This is a genomic window from Pantoea sp. LMR881, from assembly GCF_027157825.1.
GTDB lineage: Bacteria > Pseudomonadota > Gammaproteobacteria > Enterobacterales > Enterobacteriaceae > Pantoea > Pantoea haifensis.
The window spans coordinates 86,572-103,482 of record NZ_JAPVOK010000005.1; the positions used below are offsets into that span (position 1 = coordinate 86,572).

Annotated in this window: 22 protein-coding genes; 3 read left to right on the forward strand and 19 right to left on the reverse strand. The window is 47.1% G+C overall.

Annotated elements, in window-relative coordinates; genetic code table 11:
* The first annotated feature begins 76 nt into the window (after positions 1 to 76).
* The 3 genes from O3W44_RS22275 to O3W44_RS22285 all read left to right on the forward strand — a co-directional run bounded on the left by O3W44_RS22275 (position 77) and on the right by O3W44_RS22285 (position 1,124).
* On the forward strand, positions 77 to 463 hold the full coding sequence (locus O3W44_RS22275) for a hypothetical protein (protein ID WP_269294912.1): 387 nt from the start codon (positions 77 to 79) through the stop codon (positions 461 to 463).
* On the forward strand, positions 460 to 729 hold the full coding sequence (locus O3W44_RS22280; RefSeq protein ID WP_269294913.1) for a hypothetical protein: 270 nt from the start codon (positions 460 to 462) through the stop codon (positions 727 to 729). The genes O3W44_RS22275 and O3W44_RS22280 overlap by 4 nt, the downstream gene beginning before the upstream one ends.
* A gap of 98 nt (positions 730 to 827) precedes the next feature.
* Entirely contained in the window at positions 828 to 1,124 is a 297-nt protein-coding gene (locus O3W44_RS22285; protein ID WP_269294914.1) for a hypothetical protein, read from the forward strand.
* 381 nt (positions 1,125 to 1,505) lie between these two features.
* On the opposite strand, the gene O3W44_RS22290 is transcribed toward O3W44_RS22285, so the two are convergent.
* From O3W44_RS22290 to O3W44_RS22380, 19 genes are all read right to left on the reverse strand, one after another.
* On the reverse strand, positions 1,506 to 2,210 hold the full coding sequence (locus tag O3W44_RS22290) for a RepB family plasmid replication initiator protein (RefSeq protein WP_269294984.1): 705 nt from the start codon (positions 2,208 to 2,210) through the stop codon (positions 1,506 to 1,508).
* Positions 2,211 to 2,608: 398 nt separating this feature from the next.
* Positions 2,609 to 3,241: a hypothetical protein gene (locus O3W44_RS22295; protein WP_269294915.1), complete on the reverse strand. Its 633-nt coding sequence runs from the start codon at positions 3,239 to 3,241 to the stop codon at positions 2,609 to 2,611.
* The gene (locus O3W44_RS22300) at positions 3,241 to 4,029 is read right to left on the reverse strand and encodes a hypothetical protein (RefSeq protein ID WP_269294916.1); all 789 of its coding nucleotides are present in this window, start codon (positions 4,027 to 4,029) and stop codon (positions 3,241 to 3,243) included. Before O3W44_RS22300 ends, O3W44_RS22295 begins: the two co-directional genes overlap by 1 nt.
* The gene (locus O3W44_RS22305; protein ID WP_269294917.1) at positions 4,029 to 4,313 is read right to left on the reverse strand and encodes a PAAR domain-containing protein; all 285 of its coding nucleotides are present in this window, start codon (positions 4,311 to 4,313) and stop codon (positions 4,029 to 4,031) included. The genes O3W44_RS22300 and O3W44_RS22305 overlap by 1 nt, the downstream gene beginning before the upstream one ends.
* A complete protein-coding gene (locus tag O3W44_RS22310; protein WP_269294805.1) occupies positions 4,313 to 4,546 on the reverse strand; it encodes a crAss001_48 related protein in 234 nt (77 codons plus the stop codon). Before O3W44_RS22310 ends, O3W44_RS22305 begins: the two co-directional genes overlap by 1 nt.
* A 219-nt stretch (positions 4,547 to 4,765) precedes the next feature.
* Positions 4,766 to 4,996 carry a hypothetical protein gene (locus O3W44_RS22315; protein WP_269294918.1) on the reverse strand — a complete coding sequence of 77 codons (231 nt, stop codon included), beginning with the start codon at positions 4,994 to 4,996 and terminating at the stop codon, positions 4,766 to 4,768.
* On the reverse strand, positions 4,996 to 5,625 hold the full coding sequence (locus O3W44_RS22320; RefSeq protein ID WP_269294919.1) for a division plane positioning ATPase MipZ: 630 nt from the start codon (positions 5,623 to 5,625) through the stop codon (positions 4,996 to 4,998). Before O3W44_RS22320 ends, O3W44_RS22315 begins: the two co-directional genes overlap by 1 nt.
* Before the next feature lie 232 nt (positions 5,626 to 5,857).
* The gene (locus tag O3W44_RS22325) at positions 5,858 to 6,118 is read right to left on the reverse strand and encodes a colicin immunity domain-containing protein (RefSeq protein WP_269294920.1); all 261 of its coding nucleotides are present in this window, start codon (positions 6,116 to 6,118) and stop codon (positions 5,858 to 5,860) included.
* Positions 6,115 to 8,343 (reverse strand): S-type pyocin domain-containing protein, encoded by a 2,229-nt coding sequence (locus O3W44_RS22330; protein ID WP_269294921.1) that lies wholly within the window; start codon positions 8,341 to 8,343, stop codon positions 6,115 to 6,117. The genes O3W44_RS22325 and O3W44_RS22330 overlap by 4 nt, the downstream gene beginning before the upstream one ends.
* Positions 8,344 to 8,544: 201 nt before the next feature.
* The gene (locus tag O3W44_RS22335; RefSeq protein ID WP_269294922.1) at positions 8,545 to 10,602 is read right to left on the reverse strand and encodes a Dam family site-specific DNA-(adenine-N6)-methyltransferase; all 2,058 of its coding nucleotides are present in this window, start codon (positions 10,600 to 10,602) and stop codon (positions 8,545 to 8,547) included.
* Complete coding sequence (locus O3W44_RS22340) at positions 10,592 to 10,831, reverse strand: hypothetical protein (RefSeq protein ID WP_269294989.1); 240 nt, start codon at positions 10,829 to 10,831, stop codon at positions 10,592 to 10,594. Before O3W44_RS22340 ends, O3W44_RS22335 begins: the two co-directional genes overlap by 11 nt.
* Complete coding sequence (locus O3W44_RS22345; protein WP_269294923.1) at positions 10,803 to 11,741, reverse strand: recombination-associated protein RdgC; 939 nt, start codon at positions 11,739 to 11,741, stop codon at positions 10,803 to 10,805. The genes O3W44_RS22340 and O3W44_RS22345 overlap by 29 nt, the downstream gene beginning before the upstream one ends.
* Positions 11,742 to 11,881: 140 nt before the next feature.
* Positions 11,882 to 12,322, reverse strand: coding sequence for a helix-turn-helix domain-containing protein (locus O3W44_RS22350; protein WP_269294924.1), 441 nt, complete (start codon positions 12,320 to 12,322; stop codon positions 11,882 to 11,884).
* Positions 12,319 to 12,630: a type II toxin-antitoxin system HigB family toxin gene (locus tag O3W44_RS22355; protein WP_269294925.1), complete on the reverse strand. Its 312-nt coding sequence runs from the start codon at positions 12,628 to 12,630 to the stop codon at positions 12,319 to 12,321. Before O3W44_RS22355 ends, O3W44_RS22350 begins: the two co-directional genes overlap by 4 nt.
* 88 nt (positions 12,631 to 12,718) lie before the next feature.
* The gene (locus tag O3W44_RS22360; RefSeq protein WP_269294926.1) at positions 12,719 to 13,519 is read right to left on the reverse strand and encodes a hypothetical protein; all 801 of its coding nucleotides are present in this window, start codon (positions 13,517 to 13,519) and stop codon (positions 12,719 to 12,721) included.
* 67 nt (positions 13,520 to 13,586) lie between these two features.
* Complete coding sequence (locus O3W44_RS22365; RefSeq protein ID WP_269294816.1) at positions 13,587 to 14,219, reverse strand: baseplate protein; 633 nt, start codon at positions 14,217 to 14,219, stop codon at positions 13,587 to 13,589.
* Positions 14,212 to 15,231, reverse strand: coding sequence for a tail length tape measure protein (locus tag O3W44_RS22370; protein WP_269294927.1), 1,020 nt, complete (start codon positions 15,229 to 15,231; stop codon positions 14,212 to 14,214). The genes O3W44_RS22365 and O3W44_RS22370 overlap by 8 nt, the downstream gene beginning before the upstream one ends.
* On the reverse strand, positions 15,224 to 16,003 hold the full coding sequence (locus O3W44_RS22375; protein ID WP_269294928.1) for a hypothetical protein: 780 nt from the start codon (positions 16,001 to 16,003) through the stop codon (positions 15,224 to 15,226). The genes O3W44_RS22370 and O3W44_RS22375 overlap by 8 nt, the downstream gene beginning before the upstream one ends.
* A complete protein-coding gene (locus O3W44_RS22380; RefSeq protein ID WP_269294821.1) occupies positions 15,996 to 16,910 on the reverse strand; it encodes a phage tail protein in 915 nt (304 codons plus the stop codon). Before O3W44_RS22380 ends, O3W44_RS22375 begins: the two co-directional genes overlap by 8 nt.
* Position 16,911 lies beyond the last annotated feature (1 nt).

A 16,911-nucleotide genomic window follows, 5' to 3' on the forward strand; every position in this document is an offset into this window, starting at 1 on the left:
ATAAAAATATCTGCGAATTTTCTGCCTGATTAGGTAGACTCTCTGTCTATTAATCTAATAGGAGATTAGAAAGCACATGCGATACACGGTTTACGTTCAATACCGCAACGGCGCGACCGGTAACAGTTACACCGAAGGCACTAAAACAAAAATTTATCAGCGTTTTACTCAAATCCTCAGTAACGCTGACTTGCGCCTGACTGCGAAAGCCGTGGTGATTGAAGCCCCGCGTGGTGAAGTGTATCGCTATGACCTGTCCACGGACACGCCATTACCGGCCTATACCGACATCCCGTGGCCGCGCCGTGGCCGCACTGCGCTGGTGGAAGATGGCCGAACTGTGTCAGCATTCATCACAGAAGATGAGCAGGAATTTGTTCGTAAGAAGGGTGGAGGCAACTTTAGCCGTGGCATCCGTAATCTTGTAAACGAATCAAAAATCATTGAAGGGGCGCAGGTGTGATCAGGATTATCGGCAATGAATATTTCCTACCTACGCATTACTGTGAAGATGAATTGCCGGCAGAAGAACAGAGAGTGCTGGCATCAATCAAAAATCACGTAGCCGAAACAGGGAAGTCGGTTTACGCCTCAAAGCTGATTAAAGAATTTGGCCATTATCATAGCCGCCTGGAAACATACGTTTGGGATTGTAAGCCCGTGATTTCCATGATCGACAAGGGCGCTGTTGCCGTGGTTGCTTCTCATACGCCTGCATTCATTTCTTAATCATACATAGTATGAATTTCACGGCCCGCTAAGGGCGATTACTACACACTAATCTTTGCTGGTGGCTGTCCACCAGCTACGCCGTAAATGAGGCACGTATGCGCTTATCTGCCGTTCAGAAAAACACGTTATTCCTTCTGTATCACTTTACGCATAAAAACCGGCACACGGTGCGCCAGCGTGTACTGTATAAGATGATCAATAACATGATGCTGGAGGAAATGGCGCGCCCGTTATTTCCAAATAATTTCCGTGCTTCGTGCCTGACGTTGGCCAGTAATGAACTTGTGGTGCGTGAACGGGATGATTCAAACCGTACCTGGCTGACGCTGACAGAGTCGGGAAGGGAGCAGGCAAGGGTGATTTATGATAAACGCCTGGCAGAACAGGATTAAGAGCAGGTGTAGTTTTTGCCCTTAAAAGGACACTTTCATAAAGGAGTTAATGCTTTTCCCACATATAGCGCCGCGCCAACTTGTTAGCGAAAGCATTTAACTTTCGAAACCCGACAAGGTGTATAAATTGCCCTTAAAACTGAGCGAGCACGGGGAAGTATGTAGAAATTGCCTTCAAGGTCATTACTCACATGAGCCTGGGCATCGTGGGCATCGTGGGCATCGTGGGCAGGTTATATGAGATAAATAACCTTTAGCACTGCGTAAAGGTGTAGAAATTGCCCTTAAACCAGACCGGCAATGTCTCTTCAGGAGCGTTCAGGTGTAGTTTTTGCATTCAAGATGGATAGTGGCGGTAACGTCCATGTGTAGAAATCGCCCTTAATTCTGCTGATAGGTGAACTGGAAATGAGTGATCCTATTCCCGATTTTCTTTTCACTGTATGTTATTGACATATGGGCCTTTTCTTTTATTTCTTTGATGGCTTTTATTAAAAATCCTCGTTTAAATTCTGCCATTTTTAGATACGACTTCGGTAAGCCATAACGCTCTATCATCCATTCAACGCCGAGCACAGCAAACCCCGCGCCTTCAGCATTTTTATACTGGCATAGCGACTCATACAAACGGATCGCGTAAGGATTGGTTATGCCAGCCACATCCTTGATTTTGATTTTAGTGAATCGCTTCTCCAGTGAGGTGAAGAACGGCATCAGGTAAGGGTTTAGATGCACAATGTAAGTGCCGCGACGTGGGGAATAAGCCTTCTTGATCATCCACGGGTAAACCTCACTACCTTTCTCGCCTCCTTCATCTTCTTCAGGGCGAAAAATACATACTTCCTTCGCCGCAAAACCGGCAAGGGCTGAACGGATATCTTTACTTGCTTCAGCCGAGGGCAAATTATACATATCGGCATATTCAGCGACCGTGAACTCACATAAACCGGCTGACTGATCGCCGCCTTTGGTAGCATTACGAATGCGGCCAACAGCAAGAAAAAGAATGCGCTTCTGATCGCGTGTCAGATGATATGCTGCTTCAGTCATTTCGTTTGATTGAGCAATGATTTTGCTCACCGGCATGACCGATTCAACCAGCGCCAGCACTTGCTTGTTTTTATCCACCGTTTCTAGTTCCATTTTTATCAGTGTGAGTAACTTGTATGGCTGAGGGTGATTTATACATATGCTAAGGGCAAATAATACATATGCTGAGGGCAATTACTACACCTAATGAGGGCAATTTATACACCTAATGAGGGCAATTTATACATATTGCCCGCTGGGAAGCTCGCGCCACACAAGGGCTGGGAGCCTCTTAAAAAGGTTTAAAAATAGATAACAATATATAAAAACAATTAAAAATATCTCAGTGGATAAGTGGACAAGTGAACCTTAAGCGGATTATCTGGCTTGAAGATCGCAACGATCCTTCATGCGATCCAGCAATAAAAAGGCCCGCATTATGCAGGCCCTTGAGGTTATTCTGTTACCGCACCGTTAAGCTGGTTAACCGTTATGTTGTGATCGTTCACCGCCGACAGGCTGGTGATAAGTGCCGGTAAAAATGTTTCCGGGTAATCGCCATACTTACCTAGCAACTCCACCGGCATCACGCACATCTGCGCTGGTAGAATTACCGGCTTGTGTTGTTCTTCCACCACGACCGTATTTTTCGTTGAAGGCTCTGACTGCCTCGACGTGCATCCGCTTAACGTTATCAGGAATGCGACTATTAGCGCCGGGATCGTCTTTTGCGCCTTAAATATGCGTTTGCCCAATGCGTTGTTTTCACGTTCAACCTCTTCTAATTTTATTGCATTCGCCTGCTGCTCTGCATCGAGACGGACATACTTTTGCTCAGCCTCTTCTCGACCTTGCTTTGCCTGCTTAACATTGAGTTTGAGCAATTCATTTTCTTGCAGCGCCGAACCTAATTTCTCGCCGGTTTGTTTAATGGTCCCGGCTTGAATCGCAATAGTTTTCACCTGCGAGCTGTAGACGACATAGAAGCCACCAAGCACAGCAATGATTGCTATAGCCACCAGCACGTACCGCTTGATGTTTTTAAACGTGCCCAGCGTCATCCAGGCTGTTTTAAATAACGCCCACATCACGAAACCCCTTTAAGCGCGTCTGTCACGGCTGCTGGTGTGATCGAACTTATAGCCGGTCCCATTGCCGCGTTGTCTTTCATCGAATCCAGTAACGAGATACCTACGGCGTTAGTAAACGCTTTCTTTGCTGTATCGACGGATTGTTTACCTGAAGTGCTGAGTTTGATCAGATTCGCCTTTGCCTCTGTAAGCGATTTTGAGCGTGTTTTCAGTTCAAGGCTTGCCGTTACCAGGCGTGAGGCGAGATCGTCGCTCACAGTGGCTACAGCGCCCGCCGTTCCGCTACCTGATTGAGACGCTCCACCAGCATAAGCCGCACTTGCTATCAAAACCGTATTGATCTCACCCATAATGGTTATCAAATCCGCAGTGCTAACAATTGCCAAACCATCGGCCATTGCCTTTACGATCACCGAGTCAGCAATTGCTGTTACCAGTGCGGGCGACTGTGTATCGGGCAAACTTTCACCCTTCAGGTAACAGCGCCAGCCAATGCTTACGTTCAGCAATTCAGAAGGTGACTGAAACTTAACGAAGTACGACGCAAAATCATTTGTCGCTGCGCTGACAGCATCGAGCACGGCAATGGCATCCGATATTTTGGTTACAGACGGAGCAATGTTGGCCGGATAGGTCAAACTGGGTAAAACAACTGCCGCCAGCGCCGCTGATAATGATTTGGCCTGGCTGCTAGTGCTGGTGGCCAGAACCACTGAATCGGGTGGCCTAAACCCGGTTTTATTTAGCTGCCGATACGCGGCCAACTGGTTATCGTTATCAAGCATCAAGACACCTCAACCAGCGCATCACCGGTCGCTACTGTAGAACCACAGGAAACAGGATCATCGACACACACAACTCCTTTACCGTTGATTGACCACCACGGGCGCGTGCTTATTGCTGTACCCGCGTGGACTTCATCGCCGTTTGTGTGCTCTGCGAAGGCGTTGCCGTCCACCATCACTGGTATACCGTTGATAGTGAGAAGCGACTCGCCATCAACGTCCGAGCGCGGCGGAAAATCACCATGCCCGGAACAAACTGAACCCTTGATTGCGATGATTGGCATTAATCCACCTGTTTGCCTTGCTCATTCGTTCGCTCAATACGTTTCTTAAGCAGGTTGAGGTAGTAATTCATTATTTCTAACTGGATATCAAACAGGGTGCGGTCATAGCTACTCATCGCCGCATATTGAGTGGTGGCAGTAAAGGCGCTCGCTTTATCAATACGGTTTTTGAGTTCAGTGCGTTCTTCGCACATACGCTGAACGAATGGTGGAAGTTCTTTGATACTTGTCACTTTATGGCCTCGCTTTGGTTGAATGCGAGCTACCTTAGCGAAAGTGAGTTTTACCGATAGAAGGTATGAAAAAGAGAAATGTAAGCACTAAATAAAAAAGCTCCATTTAGGAGCTTTTTGTACCAATTTTACACCATAAAGGAACCATAACGGATTCAATAAGGCGTTACTTTTGTTCCTCTTTCTCTGCCAGTAGAAGCAAGGCATGACGGATCATGTTCAGCTTTGAACGGTTATGCTTTTGCAAAGTTCATCCAACACGTTGTATTCATATTCATTGAAGGGCACGCGTATAGATTTAAAGTCGCGTGATGCGTCTTTATTTAATTCTGCCGGGGCAGGCTTATCGCCGGGATTTAAATCAGCACCAGCGGCAAAGGCTTCAATTTTCTTTTCCAGTTCAGGATCAGTTGCTGTGTTTTTATCTTCGCGAGAACGTGGCTTAACCATTACAACAACTCCTTAACCAGTAACTGAATCTCGGCCTTAGCCTGTGAGTTATTCATCTCTACTACACCTTTCCCTTCAGAAAGGGCATCACGATAAATCTTTCTGTCACGGATGATCGTGCGCATTAATTCCATTTGCGGATATTCAGCGAGATATTCACGCGCTTCTTTGGTTTCGTTGATAACCGGGTTTGACGGAGCCATCGTTATCATTGCGCGAACCTTGAGCGAAGGGTTCATATCACTAGCGGCAGTAATCAGTTCTTCCATACGCGGCAGCAGATCTAAATCTGCCTGTGAAGGCCTGAAGGGCACCAGCAAGATATCAGCAGCAGTCATGCCGGTGCGCAGTTCGCGACTGTCACGGCCAGCAGTATCGACAACAACAATTTCGTAGCGTTTGGCCATATCAAGTATGGTTTCACGGATATTGTCGAATTTCTGGATCGAGTGAATTACAGGTAGGCTTTCATTCTGGTTACGATCACGAATCCAGCGCGAAGCGGTTCCTTGTTTATCGGCATCAATCAAAAGTACATCTTTGCCCTGACGAGCCAATTCGGCGCTGATATTGCAACTTAGCGTCGATTTACCACAACCACCTTTCTCATTTCCAAGCAGTACAATCATGGCACCATTCCTGTGTAATTTTAGCATCAAGTTGGTACAAATTTAGTGCTACCAGATATTCCGGTCAATCATTACCGTCTCGCTGGAAAGAAATAACCTCATTTTTGTACCTTATTGGTACAAATTCGGTGTTAATAAGCATCCGCTTTACTACCTAAAAGGCACCAAAAAGGTGTTAAAAAGCCCGCATGTGCGGGCTGCAATTAGAAGAATGTAAACGTGATGTCAGTTGTTAACTTTCCAGCAAATTTTTTACACGCTTCTTGAGTTCCTCAGCGTCAAATTCAGAGTAATGTCTGTCTGTCTCTGGATTGTACTGGTCAGCTAAACAGAAAAGAGTGGATAGCTTTTCGTTGAGAGCACTTGGGTCTTTTGATAAGGCACCAGAATCACGTTCAGCTTTCCATTTAGCTTGATAAGGATCGGCAAATTGTTCCGCTGAAATCTTACCGGCAACGAAATCTTTGGCAAATTGTAATAAGCTCTGGCTCATCTTAGTTTTCCTGTTTTGATATAAAAATCATATTGGTTAGTCTTGAATGGGTCCAGAACCCAGCCCGAAATAAACATCCCATCCTTATCTAACACAACAACGCGCAAATTTTTTGGATTAAAATAGACTTTAGAACCTTCAACTAAGGCGTAAGTACCTTTTTCAACAGTTGAGGGGTCTTCCAGGTGCGCATCAATTGCGTCACGGAATTTAGTCAACGTTTCACGGTTTTTCTTAGTATCGCTAATGCCAAAGTCCGGGGCATGTTTATACTTCCGATCCAATTGCTTACGAGTATAAATACCATCATCGAGACTATCCTGAAGCATGACATACATCGGCTTCAAGTTTAACTCTTCAAACACCAGAATGAAGTCATTAAAATCCGGCTCATCACTTAGTGGATATGAAGTAACTTTCAGGTCTATATCAGGAACGTTCGGATTACCAGTATTGGTCCCACCTACAACGTGGTTTACAGGATTAACCAATGGTGGAAGGCCACCAGCTCCAGGCACAGTTGCGGGAGAAACTAGAATAGTGCGTGATGGCAAAGTGTCTGTTGCTGGCACGGTGTAACCATATAAACCAGTTACTGCATCTTTAACCGCTTTTACAACGCGAATAGAAGTTGGCTTTTCGGTTCGTACCAATTCAGTATTAAATTGATCGTTGTCATAAAATACACGACCACGAATAGATGATGTTACGGTTCCACCTTTATTCAATGCTGCTTTCAAAGCATTATCATCGGGAAGATTAAGTACGGCTGGGTCTAGCACGGTCGAAAACATATTAATATTATTGCGCCCTGGAACTTGATCACTGCCTTCTCCAGCGCCAGGTATATAACCAATTGCGGCAATTAAAGCACCCATACCCGTTCCGACAGCAGCAATACCTAAAAGCTCACTTACAACGCTTCGAACAAATGACCAAGCTGCCGTAGCAGCAGCACCCGAAAGAGAAATTGAACCCAAACCTGTTTCAGCGAAAGCCATTGGGGTGGTAGACGTACCCATAGCCGCAGCAAGCGCACTTACACTGAAAACATTTGGTTCTTCAAGACGAGACTTAGCAGCTTCAATTGCGGCGGCTTTAGTTGCTGCTTCAGCCGCAGCTTTCGCTTTTGCCTCAGCCGCAGCTTTCGCTTTAGCTGCCGCTTCTTGCTCGGCTTTAACGCGGGCTTCTTCTGCCGCCTGGCGAGCTGCTTCAGCTTTTCGTTTGGCTTCTGCATCTGCTTGAGCTTTACTTAAGCGTTGGTTTGCAGATGCCAAATCACTTTGAGCTTTATTTAAAATAGCCCTTTGTGTATTAAGGTCGTTGTTTAAAGAAGTGTTTTGGCTTTGAAGCGTAATGATTTCAGACTGTAAAGCGTCTCTTTCATTGTATCGGGGAGCCATTAAACGTACATATAATTCATGGGCACGACGCAATTCAGCTACGCTCTCCATCAAATTGTACGTTTTCTCATACGTTGCCAGTTCTGCTTGTAGTTGATTAACACGTGCCTGTTTAGAGGCAATAGCTGAGTTATTATTACTAATCTGAGAGCTATCTGAGTTCACTCTCGGTTGAGATGCATTGATGGTGTTTGTGGCGTTATTTACATCACGTTGTGCAGCTTCAACAGGATGAGCTGCGTCCCATTCTGCTTGCTTACGTTTAGCTTCCTCTTCTGCTTTGCGTTTAGCTTCAGCCGCAGCAGCTTCTTCAGCCGCTTTTTTGGCAGCAGCAGCAGCGGCTGCTTTTACAATATCTAATTGCGCTTGTACTTGCGCCCGTGCTGAATTTTTGCGTGACTCTTCGCCATTTTTCCAGTTTATACGTGATGATGAAGCCGGACGTGAATAAAGACTTACGCTTGTGATGTTATTATTTCCATCAACGGTAACTGTATAAACATAACCATTAACTACGGCACGATACCCGTTAGTAATCTTCGCTGTTCCGCTTGTACGAACATTACCGTTACCGGCATTCCCATTAGACCCATACAGAGAATCATCATTGACCCAATGAGGGCCATCATTGATGCTAATGATTGGATGGCCAGTGGAGTCATAGCTAATTGGTCCTGGCTTAACGCCATCCATTGACCAGTAGCCATTGCCACGACCTGCATTACCACTTGAACCAGAACCTGTATTTACACCACCTGTAGGACCGCGCCCACCACCACCAAAAGCGTTATTGTGGGCATTGTCGCCTCCATTACCAGACATAGAAATTCCTCATAAAAATTATTAACAAAGCTGCAACTTAACGCAGCCTTCGCATACTAATATGAAAAACATCCTCATGTAAGTCTATTTATCTAATTAATTTTTATGTGGATTTTGATGGTATAAAAAGAGTGTCAATTTGGTTCCTTTTTAGTGTTGGTTTGGTGCTTTTTTGCAATGCTTTATTTTCACTACATTCACTTAAAATAAGGCTATGATGTCATCTGCATAAGCCTGCGTGCTTGTTTTAGAACTGATATTTCGGCGGGCACGTAGTGGGTTAATTGTCAGTCCGTGATCCTTGTACAGTTCGATAATCAATGCCGAGCTACTATTTGTGATCACAGCCTTAGCCCCGCGCTCACAAGCCGCTTTAAGATGAAGCACTAACGATTCCTGATCGGCCATCGTAAATTTGCCAGTCGCGTATGATGTAAAACCCTCAGTTTTCGGCATTGGCTGATAGGGTGGATCGCAGAATATGACATCACCGGCACCCGCGTGGCTGATTGTGTCTGCAAAGGTGGCGTGAAGGAACTCAACCTTTGACGAACGTTCAGCGCATGTGTTCAGTTCAGTTTCTGGCAGGTAAGGGCGCTTGTAGTTCCCAAACCCTACGTTAAATTCCCCTTTCAGGTTATAGCGCATTAAACCCTTGTAGCAGTGGCGGTTGAGATAGATGAAATCGGCGGCGCGCTCCAGTGCGGACATAGTGAAGCGCATGTCATTGAACTTCTCACGAGCCATAAGGAACGACAGTTGTGTATTGCCAGTTTCAAACCGGTCCTTAATCATCTTCAACAACTGGTCAGGGCGCTCTTTAATCATGGTGTAAGCGGTAATCAGATCGCCGTTAAAATCCGCACATAAGTAAGCCGGGTAATTTAAATTCATAAAAACTGAGCCACCACCAACGAACGGCTCAATCAAGCGCGCGCCACCGGGCATATGCGCAGCTATTTTATCTAGCTCGCTGAATTTGCCACCAGCCCATTTAAAGACAGGACGATTAACTGCAACACAACTAATTTTTTGTTCCTTATTGGTTCCGTTTTGGTGTTGAATTGGTGCTGTTATGATTCCTTTATGGCGTTCTTTTGGTGCTTTATTAGTGTCAGTTTTCATCGCATCATTGCTCATTATGTATCGTCCAATTCTTTTCCCTAGCCATCGCATAACCGGCACGGCCATGCTGTTGCCAACGGCTTTCATGCGCGGCGCATCAGGGCACAGGCGGGCATCTTTACCGCGCCAGGGAATCAGGGTGTGTCCAACCGGGAAACCCTGAAGGCGTTCATATTCAACGGGCATCAACCGGCGCAGTGTTAGCTGTGGTAGCTGATGGACAATGAACGTCTCTGTATCAAAGTCCATACGATTGCCGTGTGCAGTGAGCGTCGTTGTGACAGGTATAGGCCCACTGCAATTACCGCCTCCAAAAGCTGTTAAACCGCCGTCATGCTGTTTTGCAGCGCCATCTTGAATAATGCTGGCAGATTGCGCCTGCGCTTCACTGCGCGCCCGTGAATGCCCTTGCAAGCTTTCGAACTCAAAAAGTAGCGAGGCGGGATCACACTCGTTTCCAGCACTTGCCACAAGAAAGACTCTTTTACGTCGTTGGGGCACTCCGAAGTGTTGGGCATCGAGTACGCGCCAGGCGAGGCGGCGCTGTGGTCCATAAACACAACCAGCGAACGGCCAGTTTGCAAAGTGCTTACCTGCTTTCTTGCTCCAGCTCCAGTAGGCGTTGCGCTTGCCGTGTTCAGGTCGCTCACCAGGTTCAAATTCTTCATCGTCTCCAGCCAGCGCGGATAAAAGATTGCCGTAGGCGTTGTCATGCTGACTGAACACGCCGGGCACGTTTTCCCACACGATGATGGCTGGTGACTTTCCTTCACGCTGACGCACGGTGTCGATTGCATTGGCTAACTCCACAAAGGTCATGGTTAGCTGCCCACGGGCATCTTTTAGCCCTTTACGCAGCCCTATAATTGAAAAGGCTTGGCATGGTGTGCCGCCCACCAGCAAATCCGGCGCAGGAATTTCACCGGCAAGTACGCGCGCCGGTAATGCGGTCATGTCGCCCAGGTTTGGGACGTTTGGCCATCGCTCTTTCAGGACGGCTGAAGGGAATTTTTCTATCTCTGAAAACCAGCAGGCGTGCCAGCCTATTGCTTCCCAGGCAAGCGTTGCAGCTTCGACGCCGCTGCATACTGATCCATAGGTAAATGCGCTGGAGGCTGGTGCGTTAGCTGACATTGATTACCTTCGAACCAAAACGCTCAACAGCGGCATATATAGCTTCTTCCCGATTTACGCACTGGTCAGAAAGCATCGTGCAACCCTTGCCGCAGGCGAAACTAACATTCCATTTCAACATTCCGGTCATATCTGCGCCTTTATCGCGGCGCGTCGCGTTAATCGCCTCTTGCTGTTTTGCAGTTAGCTTGAATAAATGGCTACCGACAGGCTTCACTTTCGCCCCCAAACGCTTCCAGAGCATCAGAGATAATGGTGCCCAGGGTGTCGCACATCAGGATGAAATCGGCTTCAGCACGCGCCAGCTTATCCGCGTCCTCATCTACCGCGATATCTTCGTTCCGGTCTTTAAAGGCGTCAGGGAATTCAATCCGCTTGAATATGAGATCGTCAGTCAAAGTAACTTCAGTCAGGAATTCCCCGGCGTGACATATAGCCAGCGAACAAACGAGACGCCCATCCGAAAGCGATGATTCCAGGGTTTCGCTTCCTACTGGTTCCTTTTTGAAAGTGGCGGTCGCGCCTGATTCAAGAATGCTCATTACTTTGGCAGAGGTGCTTTCGCCCATTTCGAAAGGTACTGGCGCACGCTGTTGCTTGATCCAGTCAGTCAGTTCTAAGGCTGGTGGATTGACGGTCATGATTGGAACAACCGGCAGACTGCCAATCGACTTACGCAGCAGGGCGAGCGCATTTTCCGCGTTACGCGGGCTTGTGGTATCTATGACGATTCGAAGGCGCTCAAGGTCAATCCAGATCTGAATAAAGCTGTTACGGGTGAAGGCACGCGGCAGAAGGGTATGCAGCACTTCGTCTTTTAGCGTGTCTTTTTCCGTTTTTTTCAGGCGACGTGATTGTTCTTGCTCCAGCTTATCAACGCGTGCGTCCAGGTTTTCTTTTACGACTGGCGGCGGCATGATCTTCTTTTGGGTCTGAGCCACCAGCAGAATGTTTTTGCCTGTAATGTAGCAAAACTGATTGCTGTCTTTAGTGATTGGACGCCAGCCAGTACGGGACATATCTTGTGCCCCGCAGGAAGAAAAGGGATAAGCGGAAAGTAATTCGTTCAGCCTGCCGAGGTTGATAGCGTCATCACGCCTGAGCGAGTAAACGCAGGCATTTTTAAAAAGAGTAAACAATGGATACGGCTCCAGTGATGTCTATTATTCTAATGATATATTAGATAAATATACATACACAGCCTTTTATCTTTATCACGGGCCATACGGTAGACATAAAAAACCCGCGCAATGGCGGGTTTATAAGTGGGAAGAAATGATCAGGCGTGCTTGGTTGAGTGAGTGCTTTGCTCATTGAAGGCTTCAAACGGCAATTTAAACCGCTCTGCAAGTCTCGCTTTGTGTTTGTCCGTAAGTACGCGCTCACCACGCAGAATACGGCTTACATACGAACGCTGGCCAATCTCATCCACAAATGAAGATTGTGTCAGCCCATGCTGATCCATCAAGACACGTAGCAGGGCAACGCCGTGAGGCATTTCTGCAATGCGCGCGTTGAACTCAGCGAACTCAGGCGCGTTATCTTCATAGCGGGCCACCTTTTCTGCCAGCAAATCTACCAGCGGGCTATCAGGGTCATGCTCGACAAGATACTCCACCAGTTCAAGCGCCTGTTCGTAATCTTTTTTATTGGTACTGCCCCCCAGAAGAGGGACAATTTTAATCAGGTTATTTGTTGCCTGAATGGCTTCGGTAATCATTCTTTACTCTCCCGATACTTCTTAACCAGCTTGTCGTATTCCGCGTGGGTAACTATGTGCTTTATGAAAATCTTGCCTCGCTCAAAGTCTGCAAAAAACATAATTCTCAGCTTATTGCCACCAACATCAATCACCCACCACTTGTTCCTGTACTTCATCCGGTCAAGGCTTGGAAACTGTGCCTTCAACTCGTCTGGATTCGCAAAAATTTCGCCTTTTAATACTAGGTAAGTCGCATCCAATGCTGTTGCATCGTTTGGAAAATCTTCTGCCGCTTCCTTGAACGGCCCCCTTGAGATAACGTGCATTTTTCCCTCAAACGTTCCAACGTGGAAACATAATAGCGTACTTTTTTCATGTTTCCAACATGGAAACATGAATTATTTATGACTTAGGTCAAGATGCTTCAGAAGATTCGGATGAATGAGCATTTTTTATAACAACGTTCATAGTCTCGCGTATCAATTCATCGCTTATCAATAGAGACTTTGGATCGCCTTTCAGGAGACTATTTGCAGCTTCAAGTCCAAGAATACTAATTATTTTTTCACGCCAGCGTTGCGCTTCTTGCCTTTCTTCATTAGTAAAAAGCTCAATTAAATATTTTTTAAACTGTTCTTCCTCAAAGGTTAATTCAGAAGACAAACCATTGATATCATTGATTAATTTATTAGATCTCAAAACAAGTGTCAAAACACCACAATGGGTTGATTTCAACTTCTGAGCAAATTCTTCGGTTTTTTTCTCAAGAATTAATGTTTCCGTGTTTAAAACATTTCTCCGCTTTTCAAGGTTTTCAATATTTGCTTCGGCGTTAAGTTTTTTGAATCTTGCATCTGCTAACTTTTTCCCTACTTTTAGTCTTGCTAATTCCTGACCTGCTTCAGAATGTGCGGTAAAGATAGCTGTTAGGTTAGACACAAAAGCATTCATGCCAGGCATAAGAATGGATAAAAGAAAACCAGTCATAACAGGTACGATAAGGTATTGAGTATATAACCAATCTTGCCCATAGATAGCTTGTAGTCTTTGCTCAACAGGCACATTAGACATGAACAGCAATGCAATGTTAGACCAATTATAGGCAACCCAAGAAGTTGCAACATAGGCTGTAAAAGCACCGTTGAAACGGTGAGAAAAAGTTTCTTTAACATGGTTCACTGCATCATTAGCAGCATCTTTAATAATCTCGCTCATAACTCCTCCTACTGATAATTGATCGATGATACAACAAGGTAGTGAAATCATTTGAGCGAGAAACTTTCTATTTAGCCCTTTTCATATTAATTTTGTCAGCCATAAATTCCATTTCTGCTGCCTTAAATGACATTTTTCCACCAGCTTCAATTTTCGCGTCACCGGCAGTAATAATCGTAATAGGGCCGGTCGCGTTCACATAGGTTTGCCCTTCGCTCATAATGCTGACGTTGCCTTTATCATTAAATCCAATCGTCGTACCGTCTTCAGTTCGTGTCATAGAGTACGCGCCGGTTGCAGTGCGCATGATTAACACGCCGTCGCGATTACTCACCATATCCGCTGTAGGACTCATTGTCGGGGCTGGTGGCGCGCCGTCCTTATCTGGTGGCTGATATTGTTCGCCTACTCCAGATGCCTCTGACGGCACGTTCGGCACTCCACCCGCCCAATCCTGCGCGGCTCCGACTATCATCGGTCGGCGGCTGTCACCGCCATAAGGAAATTCAACCCATACAAGATCGCCGGGCTTGGTTGGCTCAAATGAACGGTCTAGCCGCAGCATGTACTCTGCCCACGGTAGCGCGTCGTCGCCCATTTCATCCCAATCAGCCAGGACGCGAACCTGCGCTTTCATTTTGTTGCCTTTTGCCACTGTTGCGATCACCACGGCACGGCGCTTGCCATCAATCTTATGCACTGACAACAACTCCTAAAATCATGCGACAAAAATATGCGCGGCGGTCTTCGTGGTGCGTCACGCTCATGATGATCATCTTCTGTGGTACAGACTCATCCAGCCCACTTTCTGAGTTGTAGCGATGAATAATAATATCCAGCACCATTCCCACGGTTAACGCCTCGTTGCCTTCGCATTCAGCGTCAATTTTGGGTATGAGGGCATAGAGACGATTGCGGAGGTTTGCGCGGTCGGCATTAGATACCTGTTTAACCGGATAGGACGGATCGCCCACGGAAATAAACCCTTCGGTTTCGCTGTATCCCGTAAACCGAAAACGCACTTTACTCAAAAAGGTTTCGTCCTGGTTGATCGCGCTAACCTTGATAAGCGTTCGCGCCGCTTTAGGATTGTTCATTTCATAGGTGAAGGCAGGCTTCTGACTATAGAGCGACGCCAGCAGGCGCATATTAAGCGTACCCCGTGCCAGCCAGGTTCGCGCTCCATGATCTATAGCCATTTCATTAAGCACGCTGGTGGGCTTTTGGCCCATATTCAGGTGATACGTGACCAGTCGCGGGAATCCATCTGGCAATAATTTCACGCCTGAAGGTATCAGCGCCTTGAGGATAGTCAGCGGCTGCTTGTCTACGAAAAACGCCGGTTTGTTAGCTGGCTGGCAGAGAATGTAAAGCGCCTCTGGCACAAGGTTAAGCATCAGCACGTCGCCGCTGTATGGTGGGGAAACTACAACCATCGTTTCTGCCCATGTCTCGCCGTTTTGGTCTAAGCCGCCGCCCATCTTAATGATTACACGCGAACCGGCCTTCAAACCGATTTCATTGGTCACGTAATTGCTAACGTCTCGGATTTTTAGTTGCAGGATAGGCGAACGGACGTTCATCACTTCGATATAGGAGGACGTGGTAATCATCGGGCGCGGAATTTCAATCTCTTTCTTGTCCATGATCACATGCGCGGTTTGCAGAAAGAGCTGGCTCATTTGTTGCTTACTGGAGTCTTTATTAGCCATGCTGCGCCGTCATCCCACTTGAGTACAGTCCTACGCGGTGTGTTACCGCGTTCACAGCCAGCGCGCGTACAACGTCAGCATTTATTGTCAGCGTGACTGAGGCGGCATACAGGCGGTCTGTGGCCGTGGGGGCCGACATATCGGACCAAATCAGATCGCGGGAGTCGGTAAAGGTGCAATCCAGATCCACGGTCGAGTTTGCCAGCATCACCGGCACACTGAATGACTGGTGAACCGCAAATTTGAGGTGCATTGAAACAGCGTTAAGCATCAGCGATAACGTTTCTTTCTCAAATGCCAGCGCGGAAATTGTATAAGTCAGTGCCGCCTGCGAACGGTCAAGTGCCGCATAGGTTTTCCCGTTACCATCTTCAATGGTTTCCAGCTTCAGGCTGGCGCGAGTATCTCGCTTCTGGTCGCTGGTGGAGTAAACGACGTCATAGGATCGGCTAACATTGATTATTGGCAGGGCATCAGTGCTTACTTCCGGCGCTTTCGGTCGCCCACGCGAGCGGCGCAGCATCTGAAGAAATTCCACCAGCGAATCGAACTTACCCACGACGACACGCTTAGCCGGGGCGCTTTCAATGAATCTGTTATATGCCGTGTTTTCGGTGCCTACGGTATTCACGCAGGCAGTATCAAAAATGCGGCTGACGTAACTGGCTGCTGCACCATCGACTTCATGGAAGCCGCTCACCTCATATTCGCCGGTTGGCTCAAGGTGGATTTCTTTAAGACTGGCAAGAAGGCTGTTATTGAGGTTATTCACTGGTTGCCTCCATTACGGCGTCATAATTGCGCGCAGGGATGCAGTAATACAGCGAACCTACTGACGCGGTACCATAGGTAAAGATACGATGGACATACCACCAGCTACGTGACTCAGAGCCATCCGCCAGGGCTTCATTCCATTCCAGAATTGAACCAACTGGCACAAAGGCGCGAATGATCGGGTGATCGGCTTCCTCGTCGCTGTTGGCATCGATCACTTCCAGCGGCGGGGCGATACGTAAAATCAAAACGTCATCTATGCCACCATCCAGATCGCCGTCATTGTCTGAGGCAGAAAATTCAGGGCGTTCGTCCGGGCAGTCCAGCACTGCCACTTTTACCGGATCGCCATAAGTCAGGGTTTTCTGATTAGTATTGATTTCGGTGTATGCCGGTTCGTCATGGTCATCGCCACCAGCATCGGGATCGGTTTCGGTTGCGCTGGAATCAGTTGGTACATAAAGCAGCGCATCGAAAGCAAACGGATCGGCAGCAATAGCGAGTTGCCAGTCTCGGCGTACAAGGTCATTAAACAGGGCATGACCAGAATAGCGGGCCTTCATGGCTGTTTGCGGTCGGCTGGCAATGTCAGCAGGTAATGTGGCTTGCGTGGTGACTTCGCTGGTTGTAACGCCTTCTATGCTGTCCTGCTCGCTTACTGGCGCACTTTCCTCACTCAATAAGGTAAATGCGGCAGAGGTTGAATCTGGCGCGCTGGTGGCGCTATCTGGTTCGGTATTAGTAGTCTGTGGTTTATTTTGAGCTGTATTGGTTCCGTTTTGGCTCTTTAATGGTATTAAAGTGGTGTTATTTTGGTTGCTATAAGGTACAGAATTAACCTCAATTGGTGCATTCTCAGGTAACGCTGCTTCATCGTCGGTAAAGAAACTGTCAAAACGTCCCATA